Here is a 19,723-nt window from a genome sequence, read left to right on the forward strand (position 1 = left end):
AGCATGGGCATGGTAAAAATGAAGCACATTAACATCTACGGGCCGGAGCAGGACCCCCAGCAGACGCTTGAAGTGCTTGCCAAGCTGGCGTGTTTCCACCCCGACAAGGACGCCGAGCGCATCAACGCAGCGGCGGGCGCGGCGGAAAACCTGTATACGCCGCTGCTGGCCAGCACGCTCGGGCTCATCAAGGACGTGGGCGGAGATCCTGCTCTGCAGGAATACCGCGGCAGGTTCTTCGAATACGGCGCGGTGAAGGACGAGGTGGAGGCGCTTTCCGCCCAGGTAGCTGAGCGCGGCAAGCGCCAGGCTGAGATCAGCGCAAAGCTGGCCACCTATGCCCAGACAAAAACGCAGCTGTACCATCTGACAGGCCTGCATACAAGCGTGGACGAGATCTTCGCCTGCAAATACCTGAAGGTGCGCTTCGGGCGCATCCCCAAGGACAGCTACCTGAAGCTGCCGTATTACGACGACCACTCGTTCACCTTCAGTGAGTACGACTTTGACGGCGAGTATTACTGGGGTATGTACTTCGTGCCCGAAAGCCACGCCAAAGAAGTGGACGATATCTTCGCCAACTTGTACTTCGAGCGCATGTGGGTGCCGGATTTTGTGCACGGCACACCTCAGGACGCGCTGGCGCAGATCATGACGCAGGAAAGCGAACTGCAGGCCGAGCAGAAAGAGCTGGACAACATGAGCGACATCGCCGCGCCCGCAGACATCGAGCGCCTGCGCGAATACGCCTCCTGGCTCAACTATGAGATGCAGGTCTTCGACATGCGCAAGTATGTCATCACGCTGGAGCACACGTATTATATCAGCGGGTATGTGCCGGAAAGCGATGTAGAACGCCTGAAGCAGGGGCTGCTGATGGTGCACGGCGTGAAAGCCTGCGAGGACGACGAAGCCGATGCCGTGGACGGCGCTCCGGACCGCCAGCCTCCCGTCAAGCTGAAAAACAACTGGTTCGCCCGGCCATTTGAAATGTTCATCACCATGTACGGCCTGCCCGGCTATGGAGATCTGGACCCCACCGGCTTTGTGGCCGTCACTTATGCGCTCCTGTTCGGCATCATGTTCGGCGACGTCGGCCAAGGCGTGCTGCTGGGCCTTATCGCCTATTTCGTCATGTGGAAAAAAATGCACATGGAGCTTGGGCGCGTGGTAGCACGGTGCAGCGTTTTCAGCGTTATTTTCGGTTTTCTGTACGGCAGCGTGTTCGGCTACGAGCATGTGCTGGACCCGATGTTCCACGCGCTGGGCTTTGCTGAAAAGCCGCTGGAAGTACTGGCTCCCGAAGGCATCAACAACATCCTCATTGCCAGCGTGGTGGCGGGCGTGCTCATCATCGTTTCCGCCATCGTCACGGGCATCATTTCCAATTTGCGCAAGCACATCATTGCAAAGACCATCTTTTCCGTAAACGGCGTTTCCGGGCTGGTGTTTTACGTCAGTCTCATCGCGCTTCTGCTGCCGATGCTGGGCATGGAGCTTCCCTTCGTGGGCAGCGTGCCGTATCTTATCCTGTGCATCGCGGTGCCGTTCTTCCTGATGTACTTTGCCGAGCCGCTGAGCGCGCTGTGCGCCGGCGAAAAGCCCGAGGGTTCGGTGGGCGATATCCTTCTCAATGGTTTTTTTGAGATGTTCGACACCGTGCTGAGCTTTGCCTCCAACACCATGAGCTTTCTGCGTGTGGGCGGGTTCGTATTGGTTCACGCGGGCATGATGACCGTCGTGTTCACGCTGGCCAATATGACGGGCGGTGTATTTTATGTGCTCATCGTCGCCGTAGGCAACGTGTTCGTCATGGCGCTGGAGGCGCTGTTCGTAGGCATTCAGGTGTTGCGCCTGGAGTTCTATGAGATCTTCAGCCGCTTTTTCGACGCGAACGGCGTTCCCTTCGCTCCGCTCAGAATCTCTCTGGACCCAGCCGCGGACAAGGCCGAATGAACCTCTGTGCGCATGGGCCGCACCGCTGCCGTACGCAGCTTCTTTTCTGCTACCCCGCCCGGACGGCTCCGGGGTTTGTGAATAGATTTTTTTATAGCTTTGCACAGCAAAGCTATAAAAAACGGTCCTGTGGGCCGTCCCGGCTCACGGCCTAAGATTTCAAGCGCCCGGGCACAAAGTGCCCCGGTGCGTGTAAAAAATAGTAGCTGCGCTATTATTTTTTATATCAACACAACGCCGCTTTGCGGCAGAATGGAGTATCTGTTATGAAAAAGATGAATGTTAAAAAGTTTGCCCGCACCTTTCTGGTACTGATTGCCGTATTCGCACTGGCGTGCGCCTTTTCCAGCATGGCCTTCGCCGCCGACGGCGAGACCGCAGCCGCCGCTCCCGACAACAATATGGGCATCGGCATGATCGCCGCCGCCCTGGCCGTGGGCGTCGCCGGCATCGGCGCCGGCATTGCCGTCGGTTCCGGCGCGCCCGCCGCCATCGGCGCCCTCACCGAGGACCCGAAGAGCTTCGGCAAAGCGCTGATCTTCGTGGTTCTGGGCGAAGGCATCGCGCTGTACGGCATGCTCATCGCCATCCTCATCATCACCAAGTTTTAAGCCATGAAATATTTCCTGATCAGCGACAACGTGGACACGCTGGCCGGCATGCGGCTGGTGGGCGTCAGAGGCGTCGTGGTGCACGAAGAGGACGAAGTGCGCGCGGCGCTGGACAAGGCCTGTGCGGACCCGGACATCGGCCTTGTGCTCATCACCGACAAGCTGGTCGCGAAATGCTCCGCGGTCGTATTTGAATACAAGCTCACGCGCAAGCGGCCGCTCATCGTCGAAATGCCGGACCGCCACAGCGACTCGAACCCCGGCGACAGCATCAAACGCTATATCTCCGAGGTCGTGGGCGTTAAAATTTGAGGTGACGAGCATGAATAAGAAAGCAGCCGAGCAGCAGCGCGCCGTGCGCAGCATGGAAACGCCGGAGCAATACTCCGAGTTCGAGGACTCTGTCATTGAAGCGGCAAAAACGCAGGCGCAGCGCATCATCGACGACGCCAGGCGCCAGGGGGACGCCAACTTTGACAAGCTGATGGAGGGCCACCGGGGCGACCCGCTCATCCCCTACCGGGAAGAGGCCAAGAACCGTCTGGCCCGCAAAATGGCCTCGGTCAAGCAGGACAACCGCAAAAAGCTGCTGGTGTACCGCAGCCAGCTTGTGAACGGCCTGTTTGCCGAAATGGAAGAAGCGCTGGAGGAGTACACCGGGACACCCGCTTATGCCCAGCGCGTGGCGGACGCGCTGGCCAGGCGTGCACCGGAAATTTCCGGCAAATGCACGGTGCGCCTGCGCCGTGCCGACGAGGCGCTGCTGGCCCCCGTGGTGAAAAAGGCCCTGCCCTCGGCGGATATCGCCGTGGACGGTTCCATCCGTCTGGGCGGCGTCAAGCTGGAAACACAGCATATCCTGTACGACGAAACGCTGGATTTCGCCGCCGCAGCCGAGCGCGCCGCCTTTTTGACGCGCTGCAAGCTGCGGGTGGAGTAACGCGCGCCGCGCCCATCCGGGCGCGCAGGCGCGCAAACGAGTATGGGCCGCTGCCGGAAAAGCCGTTTTTTCAAGCGTTTTTTCCGGACGGCCTGGAATTAGGAGCAAGCCTATGAAAGATGTAATTTATTCGATCAACGGGCCTGTCGTCACGGTGAAGGATACCAGCACGTTCGGCATGGCGGAGATGGTGTACGTCGGAAACGCGGGCCTCATCGGCGAGGTCATCAGCGTCAGCGAAGCGCGCACCACCATCCAGGTGTACGAGAACACCACCGGCCTGCTGGTGGGTGAGCCCGTCAAGGGCACCGGCGCGCCGCTCTCCGCCACGCTCGGGCCCGGCATCATGGAAAATATTTTTGACGGCATCGAGCGTCCGCTCACGGATATCGCCCAAAAAAACGGCGCGTTCATCGCCACGGGCGTCCATGTGGACAGCCTGGATATGGCCCGCAGGTGGGATGTGACCGTCACCGTCAAGCCCGGCGACAGCGTTTCGGGCGGCACCGTCGTCGCAACCTGCCCGGAGACCAGCATCATCACCCACAAAAGCATGGTGCCCCCGGATATTTCCGGCGTCGTTACCTGGGCCGCTGAAAACGGCCAATATACCGTGACGGACCCCATCTGTAAGATAACGACGGCCTCCGGTGAGGAAAAGACCGTTTGTCTGGCACAAAAGTGGCCCATCCGCACGCCCCGTCCCGTGGCCGCGCGGGAGCCCATCGGCCGTCCGCTCATCACGGGCCAGCGCGTCATCGACACGCTGTTTCCCATTGCAAAGGGCGGCACGGCCGCCATTCCCGGCGGCTTCGGCACCGGCAAGACGATGACGCAGCACCAGCTTGCCAAGTGGAGCGACGCGGACATCATCATCTATGTGGGCTGCGGCGAGCGCGGCAACGAGATGACGCAGGTGCTGAACGAATTCCGCGAGCTGATCGACCCCAAAAGCGGCAAGCCCATGACGGAGCGCACGGTGCTCATCGCTAATACCAGCAATATGCCCGTGGCCGCACGCGAGGCGTCCATCTACACGGGCATCACGCTGGCGGAATACTACCGCGACATGGGCTACGACGTGGCCATGATGGCGGATTCCACGTCCCGCTGGGCAGAAGCGCTGCGCGAGATCTCCGGCCGTCTGGAGGAGATGCCCGCCGAAGAGGGCTTCCCCGCCTACCTGCCCAGCCGCTTGGCCGCGTTCTATGAACGCGCGGGCTGCGTGCAGTCCCTTTCCGGCGCGGCGGGCAGCGTGTCCATCATCGGCGCGGTCTCGCCCCAGGGCAGCGATTTTTCGGAGCCCGTCACCCAGAACACCAAGCGTTTTGTGCGCTGCTTTCTGGCGCTGGACAAAAGCCTCGCCTACGCGCGCCATTACCCCGCCATCAACTGGACCATGAGCTACAGCGAATATTACGAAGACCTGGACCCCTACTACACCGAGCATCTGGGTGAAAAGTTCTGCACCATGCGCGGCCGCATCCTGGGCCTGCTCAGCGAGGAAAACAAGCTGATGGAGATCGTCAAGCTCATCGGCTCGGATGTGCTGCCCGACAGCCAGAAGGTCGTCATTGAGACGGCGCGCGTCATCCGGACGGGCTTTCTGCAGCAGAACGCTTTCCACAAAAACGACACCTATGTGCCGCTGGACAAACAGATGTGGATGATGGAGGCCATTCTCCACCTGTATGACCGCGCCGTGGAGCTGGTGGACAAGGGCGTTCCCGTCAGTGCCATGGCCGAAGCGGGGCTGTTCGACAAGCTGGTAAAGGTAAAGTATGAGATTCCCAACGACAAGCCGGAAATGTTCGGCGAGTACAACAAGGAGCTGGACGATATGTGCGCGCAGCTGCTTGCAAAGCAGACCCCTGCGGCGGGCTGAACGGAAAGGAGCGTTTGCATATGGCAATGGAATATTTGGGCCTTTCTGACATCAACGGCCCGCTTGTCGCGGTGGACGGCGTAAAAGGCGTCGGCTTCGAGGAAATGGTGGAGATGAAAACCGCCACCGGCACGCGCCTGGGCCGCATCGCGGCGTTGGAAGGCGAGCGCGCCGTCATCCAGGTGTTTGCGGGCACCAGCGGCATGACGCTTTCAGGCACGGCCAGCCGCTTTACGGGCAGCCCCATGCGCCTGGCGCTCGCGCCCGAGATCGTGGGCCGCATTTTCAACGGCGCGGGCGAACCCATCGACGGCCTCGGCCCTGTTTACGCCGAGCACTTCGAGGATATCAACGGCAGCGCCATCAACCCTGTCTCCCGCAGTTATCCGCGCAACTACATCCGCACGGGTATTTCTTCCATCGACAGCCTTATTACGCTGATCCGCGGCCAGAAGCTGCCCATCTTCTCCGGCAGCGGCATGAGCCACAACAAGCTTGCCGCGCAGATCGTGCGGCAGGCCAAGCTGAGTGAGGATGAGGGTGCCAACTTCGGCGTGGTGTTCTGCGCCATGGGCGTGACCAAGGACGTGGCGGAATATTTCCGCCGCAGCTTTGAAGAATCCGGCGCGCTGTCCCGTGTTACAATGTTTTTGAACCTCTCGTCCGACCCCATCGTAGAGCGCATCCTCACGCCGCGCTGCGCGCTGACAGCGGCCGAATACCTCGCCTTCGAGCAGGGCATGCATATCCTCGTGGTGATGACGGATATGACCAGCTACGCCGAAGCGCTGCGCGAATTCTCATCCTCCAAGGGCGAGATCCCGGGCCGCAAGGGCTATCCGGGCTATCTTTATTCCGACCTCGCCAGCCTGTACGAGCGCGCGGGCGTTATCGAGGGGCGGGAGGGCAGCGTAACGCAGATTCCCATTCTGACGATGCCCAACGACGATATCACACACCCCATCCCCGATTTGACAGGCTATATCACCGAAGGGCAGATCGTGCTGGACCGCTACCTGGACCAGCAGGGCGTTTATCCGCCCATCAGTGTTCTGCCCAGCCTGTCCCGCCTGATGAAGGACGGCATCGGCGAAGGCTACACCCGTACCGATCACGCGGACGTTTCCAACCAGCTGTTCGCCAGCTACGCCAAGGTAAACGACGCGCGGGACCTGGCCAGCGTCATCGGCGAAGAGGAGCTTGGCGAGACCGATAAACTGTATCTGGATTTCGGCGCCCACTTCGAAAAGGAATTTCTGGGCCAGGGCCCCAATGAGGACCGCACCATCGACCAGAGCCTGGACCTTGGCTGGCGCCTGCTCTCCATCCTGCCCCGCGAGGAGCTGGACCGTGTGGACGAAGCCGTGCTGGAACAGCATTACCGCAAGCATTGAGCCGGCCGCCCATGCGGGCCGGACAGATTCATTGAAATGGAGGTGAGCCCATGGCCGAACAGATCTTCCCCACAAAGGGCAATTTGATCGCCTGCAAAAAAAACCTGACGCTGGCAAAACTGGGCTTCGACCTTTTGGACCGCAAACGCAATGTGCTGATGCGCGAGATGATGAAGCTCATCGACGAAGCGGCCGGTATGCAGCGCGCCATCGGCGACACGTTCATCAAGGCATACAAAGCGCTGGAGAGCGCCAATATCACGCTGGGCATCGAGCATGCCCTGGAGGGCGCCGTTCCCGAGGAAAAAGGCTTTTCCGTCACGGGACACAGCATCATGGGCGTGGACCTGCCCACCGGGCATCTGGCCAGCCGGCCTCTGTACCCCTACTACGGCTTCTCCGGCAGCAATGCCCAGCTCGACTACGCCTATGTCTGCTTCGATAAAGTCAAACAGCTCTGCGCGCAGCTCGCAGGCATTGAAAACAGCGTTTACCGGTTGGCCATGGCCATCAAAAAGACACAGCGCCGCGCCAACATGCTGGAAAATGTGGTCATTCCCCGCCTGGAGGGCAACATCAAATTTATTTCCGGCACGCTGGAAGAGCATGAACGCGAAGAATTCACGCGTTTGAAGGTCATCAAACGGATGAAGGTAAAAAAATAGCCTTATGCTTTTTCGTGTCCGCAGCCTTTTCCCGGCCGCGGCCGTCACAGACAGAAAAAACGACCGTTTCCTGCAAAAGCCATCGCCCCCGGCGGCGCATCCCGCGCCTACCGGGGGCGATGGCTTTCATAACCTGTGGAACAGACGTTTGAGCATTCTGCCCAGAAAAATTTGAATGATTTGTGAACTTTCCCGATTCCCGCTTGACGACAGGTATATTTTGCCGTATATTAGTTAAGCAGCCTAATTATTAAAATTGTTAACAATTAGGCATATTAACTTTTAACAAGCAAATCCAACAGGAGGTAAACCATGAAGGGGCTGGAAAACAACGCCGCCGAGCTGTTCCGGCTGATGGACCGGGTGCGCAAAGCCTGGCAGAGCGTCACCCCGTGCGAACATCTGAGCAAATCTCAGTTTGGCACACTTATGGCCATTGCCCACCACGGCAGAATGCCCGGGCAGAGCTGCACGCCGTCTCAGGAACATGGCGCTCTTACGCTGACCGCGCTTGCGGGCGCCATGCATCAAAGCCTGCCCGCATTGAGCCAGCGCGTCAGCGCGCTGGAGGCACAGGGCTATGTGGAGCGCGTGCCCGACCCGGATGACCGGCGTGTCATCGGCGTCTGCGTCACCCCGGAGGGGCGCACTGTGATGGAAGTGGCCTACCGCCGTTTCGGCAGCATTCTTTCCCAGTCGATCGACTATCTTGGCCCCCAAAATTTTGAAACGCTTTTGCATCTGCTGGGCGAACTGGCCATTGCGCTGGAGCAGGCGGTCGCCGCACAGGAAGAAGAACGGGAGAGTGATTCCAAATGATGAAATTGAAGCGCTACCTAAAGCCCTATATCGGCTTCGCGCTGGCGGCCATCGTGCTGATGTTCTGCCAGGCCGCCGTGGATCTTAATTTGCCCAACCTCATGAGCGATATCGTGAATGTGGGCATCCAGCAGGGCGGTATCACCGAGGCCGCGCCAAAAGCGGTTTCCGCCGAGGGCTTGCAGCTGATGAGCGCCTTTATGTCCGAGGAGGACCGGGCTCTTGCCCAAAGCCAGTATGTCCTGGCCGAACAGGCAAACATGACGGCGGATGAATGGGATCGGTTTGTGACAGATTGGCCCAAGGTATCTGACACCGATGTATACCGACAGATTCCGAATCTGGACGACAGCACGCAAGCTCAACTGGACAGCGCGTTCAGCCGTGCGTCCTATGCGCTGATGACCGTTGTTAAGGAGCTTGCCGAGCAAAGCGGGCAGGACATCGCTGCCGGCGACACCGACAGCAAGGCCATGGACATGTCCGAACTGGGCGAGCTTGTCCCCATGCTTGCCATGCTGCCTCAGGGCATGGTAGACGATGCCATTGCCGCTGCCGCCGCTACGCCGGAAAGCATGCTCAGCCAGACGGCCGCCGTGTTCACCAAAGGCTTTTACATGCAGCTTGGCGCGGATACAGACGCCATGCAGACAAGCTATATCTTCCGCACCGGCGGCAAAATGCTGCTGATGGCCCTTCTGCTGGCCGTGTGCGCCATCAGCGTCGGCTTCTGCGGCAGCCGCATGGGCGCGGGCATCGCGCGGGATCTGCGGCGGGATATTTTCGCAAAAGTGACCAGCTTTACCAACAATGAATACGACAAATTCGGCACCGCCAGCCTCATCACCCGCAGCACCAACGACGTGACGCAGGTGCAGGGGCTTGTAACGATGGGCCTGCGTATCATGTGCTACGCGCCCATCATCGGAATCGGCGGCACCATTATGGCCCTGAGCAAAAGCGTGAGCATGGCGTGGGTCATCGCGCTGGCCGTAGTGCTCATTCTGGGCCTCATCTGCACGATCTCCGCCATCGCCATGCCCCGCTTCAAGATCATGCAGCAGCTGGTGGATAAGCTGAACCTTGTCAGCCGCGAGAATCTTTCAGGCATGATGGTCATCCGCGCGTTCGCCACGCAGGATTTTGAAGAAAAACGCTTCGACAAAGCCAATAAGGACCTTGCCGACAACAACCTGTTCGTGTTCCGCGCCATGGCCACGATGATGCCTGTGATGATGCTGGTAATGAACGGCGTTTCTCTGCTGATCGTATGGGTCGGCGGCCACCAGATCGCGGATTCCGCCATGCAGGTGGGCGACATGATGGCCTTCATCCAGTACACCATGCAGATCATTATGAGCTTCCTCATGATCAGCATGATGTTCGTGATGGTCCCCCGCGCCTCCGTCTCGGCGGGCCGCATCGCGGATGTCCTTGCCAGCGAAAGCAGCGTGCAGGACGCGCCCCAGCCCAGGCACCTGCCGGAAAAAGTGAAAGGGCTTGTGCAGTTCAACGACGTCTCCTTCCACTATGAGGGCGCGGACGAAAATGTGCTGGAGCATGTAACATTTACGGCCCGGCCCGGCGAGACAACGGCCTTCATCGGCTCCACCGGCAGCGGCAAATCCACGCTTATCAATCTCATTCCCCGTTTTTACGACGTATCGGCCGGCAGCGTCACAGTGGACGGCGTGGACGTTCGCGACATCCCACAGCATGAGCTGCGCGACGCCATTGGTTATGTGCCGCAGAAAGGCGTGCTGTTCAGCGGGGACATCAGCTCCAATCTGCGTTACGGCGGCGAGGACGCCGACGCGGATGTGCTGCGCCGGGCCGCCGAGGTGGCCCAGGCCACGGAATTCATCGACGAGCTGCCGGACGGCTTTGAAACCGCCATCAGTCAGGGCGGCACCAATGTTTCGGGCGGACAGCGCCAGCGTCTTTCCATCGCCCGCGCGCTGGTAAAGAAAGCGCCTGTTTACATCTTTGACGACACCTTCTCCGCGCTGGATTTCAAAACAGACGCAAAGCTGCGCAAGGCATTGAAGGGCTACACCGAAGGCGCCACCGTGCTCATCGTGGCACAGCGCGTTTCCACCATCATGCATGCCGAACAGATCGTGGTGCTGGACGAGGGCCGCGTTATGGGCATCGGCACGCACAGGGAGCTGCTGGCAAGCTGCAAGACCTACCGTGAGATCGCGGAAAGCCAGCTTTCAAAGGAGGAATTGGCATAATGGCAGAGCAAAAACACAGAGGCCCCATGGGCGGCGGCCCCCGCGGCATGATGCCCGGTGAAAAAGCCAAGGACTTCAAAGGCACCATGGGAAAACTCATTTCATACCTGGGCAAATATCTGCCCGCCATCATCGCGGTGATGCTGTTTGCCATCGCTTCCACCGTGTTTTCCATCATCGGCCCGAAAATTCTTGGCAACGCCACCACCGAGCTGTTTAACGGCATCATCGCCCAGCTCACGGGCACCGGCGGCATCGACTTTGAGGCCGTGGCCCGCATCCTGCTCTTCCTTGGCATTATATATCTGGTCTCAGCCGTGCTGTCTTATATCCAGGGCTTTATCATGACAAAAGTCTCTACCCAGATCAGCTACGGAATGCGCAGGGATATCAGCCAGAAGATCAACCGCATGCCTCTGGCTTATTTTGACCGTGTACCCAACGGTGAAGTGCTCAGCCGCATCACCAACGACGTGGACACCGTGACGCAGACACTCAACCAGAGCATGACGCAGATCGTCACCAGCGTGACGCAGTTTATCGGCGTTCTGGTGATGATGCTCACCATCAGCCCGCTGATGACGCTGGTTGCCCTGTGCATCCTGCCGCTGAGCCTCACCATCGTCAGCAACGTGGTCAAGCGCAGCCAGCCCTTTTTCCAAAAGCAGCAGGCTTATCTGGGCCACGCCAACGGACACGTGGAGGAGATGTATGGCGGTCATCTGGTGGTAACGGCCTTCAACGGTGAAGAAAAAAGCATCAAGACGTTCAACGAAATCAACGATAACCTGTATAACTCGGCCTGGAAAAGCCAGTTTCTCTCCGGCATGATGATGCCGCTGATGAACTTTGTCGGCAACCTGGGCTATGTGGGCATCTGTATTCTGGGCGGGTTCCTTTCGCTGAACGGCACCATCACCGTGGGCGACATTCAGGCGTTTATCCAGTATGTGCGCAGCTTCACGCAGCCCATCCAGCAAATCGCCAATATCTCCAATGTGCTGCAGCAGACAGCCGCGGCCGCCGAGCGCGTGTTTGAGTTTCTGGACGAGACGGAGGAAACGCCCGACCCCGAGCAGCCTCTCTCGCCGGACCTGATTCAGGGTGAGGTCGCATTTGCCCACGTCCATTTCGGGTACACACCGGAAAAAACCATCATCAACGACTTTTCCGCCATCATCCAGCCCGGCCAGAAAGTAGCCATCGTAGGCCCCACCGGCGCGGGCAAAACCACCATGGTCAAGCTGCTGATGCGTTTTTACGACGTGAGCGAGGGCGCTATCCTTCTGGACGGCTACGATGTGCGCCAGTTTGCCCGCAACGACCTGCGCGATATGTTCGGCATGGTGCTGCAGGATACCTGGCTGTACAACGGCACCATTCTGGAAAATATCCGCTACGGCCGCCTTGCGGCTTCGGACGAGGATGTGCTGGCGGCCGCCAAGGCCGCGCAGGTGGACCACTTTGTGCGCACGCTGCCTCAGGGTTACGACACTGTGCTCAACGAGGAAGCCAGCAATATCAGCCAGGGCCAGAAGCAGCTGCTCACCATCGCCCGCACCATCGTCTCCGAGCCGAAGATCCTCATCTTCGACGAGGCCACCTCCAGCGTGGATACCCGCACGGAGATCGCCATCCAGAAAGCCATGGACCATCTGATGGAGGGCCGCACCAGCTTTATCATTGCCCACCGCCTGTCCACCATCCGCGACGCGGACCTCATCCTTGTGATGAAGGACGGAGATATTGTAGAGACAGGCAAACACGAAGAGCTGCTTGCCAAGGGAGGCTTCTATGCGGAGCTGTACCAAAGCCAGTTCGCGGATGTGAACGACGAGGCGGTGTAACATCGTCCGACCGTTTCCCCTTCGCGCGTCCCGTCGGGGGACCACTGCCGCTGCAGAACTCTTTTCTGCTCAAAACAATAACAAAACAGCGCGTGCTTGCCGGTGTCAGGCAAGCACGCGCTGTTTTGTTGAATGGTCCGGCCCTGTCCGCGGCACTGCCGTGCTACACGAAGCGCACGTCGATGCGGCCGTTGCTGGTGGTGGCCCACAGACGCTTGGCCTGGTCCTCATAGGCACAATCCATGGGCAGGTTGTTCTGCGCATTGCTGGTGCGGCTGCTGATGGCGTAATCCCGCATATCCCCCACGACCGTTCCCGTAATGGCGGCGTTGGCTGTTTTGAACGTGAGGTCCGGCGCCTCCACATCCTCGGCGCGGACAGGCCCGTTGCTCGTCTGCATCCACAGCTTTTCGGCAAAGCGGCAGTGCTCGGCTGTGATACGCGCATTGTTGGAGGCTGCCTCGCAGTCTCCGCCTGTCACGCCGGACAGCGTGATGGGCCCGTTCGAGGTCTTGGCAGCAAGCGAGCCGAACACGCAGTTTTCCACAGTGATTCGGGCATTGCTGGTTACAAACCGGCCCTTCCCTCCGGCTGAAAGGCCCGAGACCGTGATACCGGCGTTGCATGTTTTGACGCATACCTCGCCGGCAAAGTCCAGCGGCAGCTCCAGTGTGATGTCATGCGGCCCGCGCAGCAGGTCCAGCCAGTTCCATACATTAAAAATCGACATGGTATGGGTAAACAGGAATGCGCCGTCCTTTTCGGCCACAGTGACACGGTCGTTTTCCCTCGGCTGAAACAATACCCGCACGCCGCCGCCCGGCACCGCGCGCACGTTCACACGCACGTTGCGCGCGTCCACCACTACGGTATGCACCGGCTCCTGAGCGGGATACTCCAGACATGCCGGACGAGGCGGTACCGCGCCCTGCCCGGGCGCCCCCTCACCAGCCTGCTGGCTCTTGTATTCGGCACGAATCTGCGCCGCGATCTCCTCCGGCGCGCCGAAGCCTGCGATGATTTCCTCCTCGGGCTTACCATTCTCTACGCCGTCGAAAATCAGCTCGTTGTAATAATCCGCCACCTGACGCTGCTCCACCGGGCCAAGCTGCGTCAGTCCCGCCATCAGCTCGTTGAGAAACGTTTCTCTGTTCATACCTCTTCCCCCTTGATAAATGCATAAATGCGCTTCACTTCGTCCCATTCGTCCAGAAATGCATCAATGCGTTCCTGGCCCGCGTCCGTGATGTAAAAATACCTGCGGATACGGCCGCCGTGCTCCTGTGTGTCCGTGGTGACGTATCCGTTTGCCTCCAGACGCTTCAGGATGGGATACAGCGTGGATTCCGACACCTCGATGCAGGAGGATACCTCCCCGATGATCTTGTAGCCATAAGATGGTCCCCGGCGCAGCACCGCCAGCACGCATACGTCCAGCAGGCCCTTTTTCCGTTGGATATCCATTCCGTGCGCTCCTTTCCTGATACTATGCAATACATACTATGTATAATATAGTATGTACCAGGTGTCTTGTCAATACTCCGGAAAAATTTTTATCGCACGCACAAAACGTAAAAAGGGCGTCCGGCTGTGCCGGACGCTCCCGCGAAGCGGCTTCAGCAAAACCGCATTGAATGCGGTTTTGCATGGTTCAAGGTTCCCAAAGCCTTGTGCGCCAGCACAGGGGCGTGTGCCATATACACGCGCAGCCGCGCAAGCGGCGGCTTTGAAGTTATTGTCCTATCTCAAAATCACATTGTGCGGATATATCTCGTTCAAATGCATTGCAGTTCTTGCGCTGTTTATTCCAACAGATGCCGGAGGTGCTCTCCAAAAGTAGACATGCTCTGCCTGCCATGCTACACTGGATACACCGATTGCAAAAGGAGGATATTCGCATGACATGGAGCACGCTTTGGCCTCAGGACCGCAAGCCCTCACCCGATGATATCGCAGAGTTTGTGGACAATCCCCTGTGGAAAACACTGTGCAGCTGGCTGGAATCGGGCTACCGCACGGTGCCGCGCATCGAATACAGCCGCTGCGGGATGGCGCCGGGCTGGAATGTAAAATACAAAAAGGGAGGCCGCGCACTGTGTACCTTGTACCCGGCGGCCGGCTCGTTCACCTGCCTTGTGTGCATCGGCCAGCGGGAAGCCATGGCGGCAGAGGCGCTGCTGCCCCTCTGCTCTCCTCCGGTGCGGCAGCTGTACCACACGGCCAGCCCGCTCAACGGCAGCCGCTGGCTGATGATACCGGTAACCGATGAAGCTGTGCTTACGGACGTGAAAGAGCTGATCGGCATACGGGCGGCGGCTTAAAGCCAAAGCGGCCCGCCCCTGTTCTTTATGGCCCCCTGGCTGCTTTTCCGGGCCGTGAGAAGTTTTTATTCTCGAAGCGCAGTAAAAAAGCCCCCGCCGTACGGCGGGGGCTTTTGCTTGCAAAAATCAGCCTTCTTCCTTCATCTTCGCAAAGCAGTCGCTGCAGTACACAGGACGGTCTTCGCGGGGCTTGAAAGGCACGCGGGCTTCCTTGCCGCAGGAGGCACACACAGCGGTGAACATCTCGCGGGTGCCACGGCCGGCGTTCTTGCGGGCGTCACGGCAGGCCTTGCAGCGCTGCGGCTCGTTCTCGAAGCCACGGCTTGCATAGAACTCCTGCTCACCGGCAGTGAACACGAACTCGTTGCCGCAATCTTTGCATACCAGGGTCTTGTCTTCGTACATTTTTGGTATCTCCATTTCGGATTAGTATTTTGCCCGCGGAAGGATTCAAACCGACACCTTTGATCTGGGACCAACGCTCTGACTTAAGCTACAAGGGGCATATATAATGGCGCGCTCCCGCGCCTTGGGTACTTTTATTTCAATTTTGCACGCACACGCTGCAGGGCGTTATCTACAGCTTTTTCGCTCACATTCAGCCGCTTTGCAATGGCGCTGTAAGAATTGCCGTCCAGAAACAGAGCCAGCACCTGCTTTTCAAGTGCCGAAAGCCGTGTGTCGATGCTCTGCATCGTCTGTGTATAGCGCTCGCTCTGCATCACAAGCTCTTCGGGGCCGGGGGTGCTCTCCGTCTCGGTATAAGGCACCGAGGTATTAAGCGGCGCATGCTTGCTGCGTCCCGCCGCGCGCACCGCCGAAACAATGGCGTTCTGCACGCACACATTGGCATAGGTGGCAAAAGCCGCGCCCTTTTGCGCGTCAAAGGTCTCCAGAGCGGAAAACAGCCCGATGATCCCCTCCTGCACGGCGTCGTCAAAATCCAGCCCGGGACGCACGGCTTTTGCTGCAAGGCTGCGGATCTGCGGCATCTGCCGTGCAATCAGCCCCGCGATGGCCTGTTCGTCTCCGTTCCTGGCCTGTTCGATTTGCATGCTGAGGACATCGTCTTTCATGGATACTCCATCTGTCTGTTTCTAGACTACCTCATTTTACTTTTGTTCAAGAAAAAAGTCAAGTTCAATCGCCGCGCCCGCGTCATTTTTGTACGTTTTTGCCTATAATACGGGCGCGGAATTGTACTTTATTCCACGATATCTTACTCCATCCCCGCCGCGCGCTGCGCTTCTTCTTCCGGCGGCATGGGCGACGTCTGCACCGTTACATTTCGGATCCATTTGCCGCTGCGAATACGCAGCAGCGAGAGGAACGCCTTGATGGGACTGTCCAGCTTGAGACAGACATATACCAGCGGCACCGGCAGATGCAACACAAGACCCGCCAAAATCCCCATGGGGATGCTCACCAGCCACAGCGCGCCGCAGTCGTACACAAAGGCCGTGCGGGTGTCCCCGCCGCCGCGCAGAATGCCCACGATGCACGTCACGTCGATGCCCAGCACAAGCTGCAGGCACGCCAGTACGCCGATAATGGTGTAAGCGGCTTCATAGGTTTCAGGCGTGACATTGTAAAGCAACAAAAACAGCGGCCGGATGACCAGTACCAGCAAACAGTTGAACACGCCCACCAGCACGCTGAACAGCAGCAGTGTATTGGCCACTTTCTGCACGCGGCCGCGGCTGCCCTCGCCAATGGTCTTGCCCGTAAGGACGGCCGCCGCATTGGCCACGCCCGACACGCTGATGAACACCAGCTGGTTGAGCACGCCCGCAATACTGTTCGCCGCCACGAACACACTGCCGATGCGCCCGATGATGACGCTTGTGGCCACAAAGCCCACGCCCCACAGCAGCTCGTTGCCCAGCACGGGCAGGCTGTGGCGGGTGTAGCTGGGAAGCATCTCACGGTCGAACTTCAAACAGTCGTGCATGCGGAAGCCCACGGTATTTTCACGGAAATACATGTAAATAAGCACCATCACCAGCTCGCTGCACCGGGCAAAGATCGTGCCCACGGCCGCGCCGCGCACCTCCAGCCTCGGCGCGCCGAATTTTCCGAAGATAAACGCATAGTTGAAAAACACATTGACAAAAAAGCTGACGCCGTAGATGGCCGTGGAGATCTTCACCTTTTCCACGGCGCGCAGGCTCATCATATAGTTGTTGGAAAGGCTGTACGGAATATACGAAAACGCCACCAGCGCCAGATAGCCGGCGCCCGCCTGGACAATCGCCTCATCTTTGGTAAAGATGCGCAGGATGCCCTCCGGCATGAGCAGGCAGACGACGGTGATGCCCAGCGACGCCAGGAACACCAGCTGCATGCTGATGCGCATGACCTTGCGGATGCGCCCGATGTCGCCCTTGCCCCAGTACTGCGCAATGAGCACGCTGCCGCCGGATGAAAGGCCGAAGCCGAACGACATCAAAATGGAAAACGGCTGTCCGCCCAGGTTTGCCGCGGCAATGGCCACATCGCCGAAGCTTCCCAGCATCACGCTGTCCATAACGGCCACGCCGAAACTGATCATATTCTGCAGCGCAATGGGCACCGCAATGGCCAGCAGCGTGCCCACGAAGGCCCGGTTGAGCAAAAAATGTTTGTCCAGTCTCTGTTTCACACGATTCTCCTTTTCTTTTCCCTGTTTCCCGTCCTGCCTGCCGCGCCGCGTCAGTAGCGCAGAACAAAACAGACCACATACACCCAGCTCAAAAGCCCATGAAAAATAGCCCAGCCCACCGAATGCCAGGTGGTGTAGCTGATGACCATGGCCAGGGCGCTGCCGAAGGTGATGCCCGTTTTGATCGTTTTGTTCACGATGGTCGTTTTGTTTTCTCCGTTCATGTTCTCCCTTTCCCGCCGCGTCAGTGCGCCTGCTCCGTCTTGGGCTGCTTCATCGTCAGGGCGATGCGTTTTTTCTGCAAATCCACGCTCAGCACCCAAACCGTCACCACATCCCCCACCTTCAGCACCTCGCTTGGGTGGCGGATGAATCTGCTGCTGATCTGGCTGATATGCACAAGGCCGTCCTGATGCACGCCGATGTCCACAAACGCGCCGAAATCAATGACATTGCGCACGGTTCCCGTAAGCTGCATGCCCGGCGTCAGGTCCTTCATGTCCAGCACGTCGGTACGCAAAAGGGGCTTCGGCAGGCTGTCCCGCATGTCCCGGCCCGGGCGCAGCAGCTCTTCTATCATATCCTCCAGCGTAGGCACGCCCACGCCCAGCTCTGCGGCCAGCTTCCCGTGGCCCAGGCGCTTTGCCTGCTGTTCCAGTTCCCGCGCCGCCGGCGTTCCGATGTCTGCGGGCGAAAGCCCGCACAGCGCCAGCAGCTTTTCCGCCGCGCCATAGCTTTCCGGGTGCACGGCCGTTGCGTCCAGCGGGTTTTTCGCGCCCGGCACACGCAGAAAACCCGCGCACTGCTCAAACGCCTTGGGGCCGAGCTTCGGCACCTTCAGCAGCTCCCGCCGGGTTTTGAACGCGCCCGCATCCTCGCGGTATTTGACGATGTTCTTCGCCGTGGCCGCCGTCACGCCTGCCACACGGGCAAGCAGCGGCGCGCTGGCAGTGTTCAGGTCCACACCCACAGTGTTCACGCAGGATTCCACCACGCCGTCCAGCGCGGCCGAAAGCTGCGCCGGGGGCATGTCGTGCTGATACTGCCCAACACCCACGGCCTTGGGGTCGATCTTTACAAGCTCGGCCAGCGGGTCCTGCAGGCGCCGGGCAATGGATACCGCGCTGCGCAGGTTCACATCGTATTCCGGAAACTCCTCAGCCGCCAGCTTGGAGGCCGAATACACGCTGGCTCCGGCCTCGCTCACCACCATATAGCTGACGGGCAGGTCCAGCTCTGCGATCACATTCGCCGCAAATATCTCGGTCTCCTTGCCCGCGGTACCGTTGCCGATGGCAATGATCTCCACACCGTGCTTTTTGATCAGCGCCTTCAGCGTACGCTTCGCTTCTTCCACGCGCTTAAATTCCGGAATCGGGTAAATGACGGCGGTGTCCAGCACCTTGCCCGTGGCGTCCACCACAGCCGTTTTGCAGCCCATGCGATAGCCGGGGTCAAGCCCGAGGGCCACCTTCCCCTTGATGGGCGGCTGCAGCAAAAGCTGCCGCAGGTTTTTGCTGAATACGCTGATGGCTCCCTCGCAGGCGCGCTCCGTCAGGCCCGCGCGCACCTCCCGCTCCAGGCTGGGGTGTATAAGGCGCACATAAGCGTCCTCTGCGGCGGCGCGCACCTGCTCTGCGCTGGGGGAATCGTTCTTCACCGTGCGCTCGGTAAGCAGCCGCACGGCCCGTGCGGCATCCACGGTGACGCTCACCTTCAGGAAGCCCTCCCTCTCGCCTCTGTCCACGGCCAGAATGCGGTGGCCCGCCATTTTTGCGGCGGGCTCGCTGTAATCGTAATAGCCCGAATATACGCTGTCTGTATCTTTTTTCGCGGCCTTGCTCTCCACCAGTGCCGTTGCGTTGTACAGGCTGCGCAGCGTAGCGCGCAGATTGGCCGAATCTGAAAAGCCCTCGGCCAAAATATCCCGCGCGCCCGCCAGCGCCGCCTCTGTGTCAGGCACTTCTTCGGTTATGTACTGCCGTGCCAGCAGCGCGGGTTCGTCCTCCGGACGCTGCTCCAGCAGCCGCGCCGCAAGCGGCTCCAGCCCCCGTGCCCGGGCGATAGACGCCCGGGTCTTGCGCTTGGGCTTATAAGGGCGGTAAATGTCTTCAACCTCCGCCAGCGTTTTGGCCTTTTCCAGCGCGGCGGCGATCTCCGGCGTCATCGCGCCCTGCTCGGTAATGGAATTGTGCACGGTCTCCTTCTGGTCGTCCAGCTTGCGCAGATAGGAAAGCCGTTCGTCCAGCGCGCGCAGCGTCTGGTCGTCCATACTGCCCGTGGCCTCCTTGCGGTACCGGGCGATGAACGGGATGGTGTTGCCCTCATCGATGAGGGCGACGGTGGCCGCTACGCGCGCGGCATCCAGCTTGAATTCGGCTGCAAGAGTGCTTGCGTGGTTCTGCAT

Annotated in this window: 18 protein-coding genes; 11 read left to right on the forward strand and 7 right to left on the reverse strand. The window is 59.4% G+C overall.

What is annotated here, in order from left to right; translation table 11 throughout:
• Positions 1–3 precede the first annotated feature (3 nt).
• The 10 genes from TQ39_RS10280 to TQ39_RS10325 all read left to right on the forward strand — a co-directional run bounded on the left by TQ39_RS10280 (position 4) and on the right by TQ39_RS10325 (position 12,354).
• On the forward strand, positions 4–1,956 hold the full coding sequence (locus tag TQ39_RS10280) for a V-type ATP synthase subunit I (RefSeq protein ID WP_050005465.1): 1,953 nt from the start codon (positions 4–6) through the stop codon (positions 1,954–1,956).
• A 266-nt stretch (positions 1,957–2,222) separates the two neighbouring features.
• Positions 2,223–2,567, forward strand: coding sequence for an ATP synthase subunit C (locus TQ39_RS10285; RefSeq protein WP_009324542.1), 345 nt, complete (start codon positions 2,223–2,225; stop codon positions 2,565–2,567).
• A gap of 3 nt (positions 2,568–2,570) precedes the next feature.
• Complete coding sequence (locus TQ39_RS10290) at positions 2,571–2,879, forward strand: V-type ATP synthase subunit F (protein WP_009324543.1); 309 nt, start codon at positions 2,571–2,573, stop codon at positions 2,877–2,879.
• A gap of 10 nt (positions 2,880–2,889) precedes the next feature.
• Positions 2,890–3,507 carry a V-type ATP synthase subunit E family protein gene (locus TQ39_RS10295; RefSeq protein ID WP_009324544.1) on the forward strand — a complete coding sequence of 206 codons (618 nt, stop codon included), beginning with the start codon at positions 2,890–2,892 and terminating at the stop codon, positions 3,505–3,507.
• Between the two features lie 112 nt (positions 3,508–3,619).
• Entirely contained in the window at positions 3,620–5,392 is a 1,773-nt protein-coding gene (locus TQ39_RS10300) for a V-type ATP synthase subunit A (RefSeq protein WP_009324545.1), read from the forward strand.
• A gap of 20 nt (positions 5,393–5,412) precedes the next feature.
• On the forward strand, positions 5,413–6,786 hold the full coding sequence (locus tag TQ39_RS10305; RefSeq protein WP_050005495.1) for a V-type ATP synthase subunit B: 1,374 nt from the start codon (positions 5,413–5,415) through the stop codon (positions 6,784–6,786).
• A gap of 50 nt (positions 6,787–6,836) precedes the next feature.
• Positions 6,837–7,451 carry a V-type ATP synthase subunit D gene (locus TQ39_RS10310; RefSeq protein WP_009324547.1) on the forward strand — a complete coding sequence of 205 codons (615 nt, stop codon included), beginning with the start codon at positions 6,837–6,839 and terminating at the stop codon, positions 7,449–7,451.
• Positions 7,452–7,763: 312 nt separating this feature from the next.
• Entirely contained in the window at positions 7,764–8,270 is a 507-nt protein-coding gene (locus TQ39_RS10315) for a MarR family winged helix-turn-helix transcriptional regulator (protein ID WP_009324548.1), read from the forward strand.
• Entirely contained in the window at positions 8,267–10,507 is a 2,241-nt protein-coding gene (locus TQ39_RS10320; RefSeq protein ID WP_050005466.1) for an ABC transporter ATP-binding protein, read from the forward strand. Before TQ39_RS10315 ends, TQ39_RS10320 begins: the two co-directional genes overlap by 4 nt.
• Positions 10,507–12,354, forward strand: a complete 1,848-nt coding sequence (locus TQ39_RS10325; protein ID WP_050005467.1) for an ABC transporter ATP-binding protein — start codon at positions 10,507–10,509, stop codon at positions 12,352–12,354. The genes TQ39_RS10320 and TQ39_RS10325 overlap by 1 nt, the downstream gene beginning before the upstream one ends.
• Before the next feature lie 163 nt (positions 12,355–12,517).
• Here the strand turns inward: TQ39_RS10325 and TQ39_RS10330 are convergent, their stop codons facing one another.
• Positions 12,518–13,510, reverse strand: coding sequence for an HAAS signaling domain-containing protein (locus TQ39_RS10330; protein ID WP_050005468.1), 993 nt, complete (start codon positions 13,508–13,510; stop codon positions 12,518–12,520).
• The gene (locus tag TQ39_RS10335; RefSeq protein ID WP_009324552.1) at positions 13,507–13,818 is read right to left on the reverse strand and encodes a PadR family transcriptional regulator; all 312 of its coding nucleotides are present in this window, start codon (positions 13,816–13,818) and stop codon (positions 13,507–13,509) included. The genes TQ39_RS10330 and TQ39_RS10335 overlap by 4 nt, the downstream gene beginning before the upstream one ends.
• 434 nt (positions 13,819–14,252) lie before the next feature.
• Between TQ39_RS10335 and TQ39_RS10340 the strand changes: the two genes are divergently transcribed.
• Positions 14,253–14,675, forward strand: coding sequence for a DUF3788 domain-containing protein (locus TQ39_RS10340; protein ID WP_009324553.1), 423 nt, complete (start codon positions 14,253–14,255; stop codon positions 14,673–14,675).
• Between the two features lie 126 nt (positions 14,676–14,801).
• Here the strand turns inward: TQ39_RS10340 and TQ39_RS10345 are convergent, their stop codons facing one another.
• The 5 genes from TQ39_RS10345 to TQ39_RS10360 all read right to left on the reverse strand — a co-directional run bounded on the left by TQ39_RS10345 (position 14,802) and on the right by TQ39_RS10360 (position 19,723).
• Positions 14,802–15,080, reverse strand: coding sequence for a zinc-ribbon domain containing protein (locus TQ39_RS10345; protein ID WP_009324555.1), 279 nt, complete (start codon positions 15,078–15,080; stop codon positions 14,802–14,804).
• 134 nt (positions 15,081–15,214) lie between these two features.
• A complete protein-coding gene (locus tag TQ39_RS10350; protein WP_009324556.1) occupies positions 15,215–15,751 on the reverse strand; it encodes a sigma-70 family RNA polymerase sigma factor in 537 nt (178 codons plus the stop codon).
• A 143-nt stretch (positions 15,752–15,894) separates the two neighbouring features.
• Entirely contained in the window at positions 15,895–17,316 is a 1,422-nt protein-coding gene (locus TQ39_RS10355; RefSeq protein ID WP_009324557.1) for an MATE family efflux transporter, read from the reverse strand.
• Between the two features lie 50 nt (positions 17,317–17,366).
• Positions 17,367–17,540, reverse strand: a complete 174-nt coding sequence (locus TQ39_RS21245; RefSeq protein WP_165860668.1) for a hypothetical protein — start codon at positions 17,538–17,540, stop codon at positions 17,367–17,369.
• A gap of 20 nt (positions 17,541–17,560) precedes the next feature.
• Positions 17,561–19,723: a Tex family protein gene (locus TQ39_RS10360; protein WP_050005469.1), complete on the reverse strand. Its 2,163-nt coding sequence runs from the start codon at positions 19,721–19,723 to the stop codon at positions 17,561–17,563.

It is taken from the genome of Ruthenibacterium lactatiformans (assembly GCF_000949455.1).
Taxonomy (GTDB): Bacteria; Bacillota; Clostridia; order Oscillospirales; family Ruminococcaceae; genus Ruthenibacterium; species Ruthenibacterium lactatiformans.

Coding starts and splice junctions, on each gene's coding strand:
- TQ39_RS10290 (WP_009324543.1), top strand. CDS start 2,571: ATGAAATATTTCCTGATCAGCGACAACGTGGACACGCTGGCCGGCATG.
- TQ39_RS10310 (WP_009324547.1), top strand. CDS start 6,837: ATGGCCGAACAGATCTTCCCCACAAAGGGCAATTTGATCGCCTGCAAA.
- TQ39_RS10350 (WP_009324556.1), bottom strand. CDS start 15,751: ATGAAAGACGATGTCCTCAGCATGCAAATCGAACAGGCCAGGAACGGA.
- TQ39_RS21245 (WP_165860668.1), bottom strand. CDS start 17,540: ATGAACGGAGAAAACAAAACGACCATCGTGAACAAAACGATCAAAACG.
- TQ39_RS10325 (WP_050005467.1), top strand. CDS start 10,507: ATGGCAGAGCAAAAACACAGAGGCCCCATGGGCGGCGGCCCCCGCGGC.
- TQ39_RS10280 (WP_050005465.1), top strand. CDS start 4: ATGGGCATGGTAAAAATGAAGCACATTAACATCTACGGGCCGGAGCAG.
- TQ39_RS10305 (WP_050005495.1), top strand. CDS start 5,413: ATGGCAATGGAATATTTGGGCCTTTCTGACATCAACGGCCCGCTTGTC.
- TQ39_RS10335 (WP_009324552.1), bottom strand. CDS start 13,818: ATGGATATCCAACGGAAAAAGGGCCTGCTGGACGTATGCGTGCTGGCG.
- TQ39_RS10345 (WP_009324555.1), bottom strand. CDS start 15,080: ATGTACGAAGACAAGACCCTGGTATGCAAAGATTGCGGCAACGAGTTC.
- TQ39_RS10320 (WP_050005466.1), top strand. CDS start 8,267: ATGATGAAATTGAAGCGCTACCTAAAGCCCTATATCGGCTTCGCGCTG.
- TQ39_RS10285 (WP_009324542.1), top strand. CDS start 2,223: ATGAAAAAGATGAATGTTAAAAAGTTTGCCCGCACCTTTCTGGTACTG.
- TQ39_RS10300 (WP_009324545.1), top strand. CDS start 3,620: ATGAAAGATGTAATTTATTCGATCAACGGGCCTGTCGTCACGGTGAAG.
- TQ39_RS10295 (WP_009324544.1), top strand. CDS start 2,890: ATGAATAAGAAAGCAGCCGAGCAGCAGCGCGCCGTGCGCAGCATGGAA.
- TQ39_RS10315 (WP_009324548.1), top strand. CDS start 7,764: ATGAAGGGGCTGGAAAACAACGCCGCCGAGCTGTTCCGGCTGATGGAC.
- TQ39_RS10340 (WP_009324553.1), top strand. CDS start 14,253: ATGACATGGAGCACGCTTTGGCCTCAGGACCGCAAGCCCTCACCCGAT.
- TQ39_RS10360 (WP_050005469.1), bottom strand. CDS start 19,723: ATGCAGAACCACGCAAGCACTCTTGCAGCCGAATTCAAGCTGGATGCC.
- TQ39_RS10330 (WP_050005468.1), bottom strand. CDS start 13,510: ATGAACAGAGAAACGTTTCTCAACGAGCTGATGGCGGGACTGACGCAG.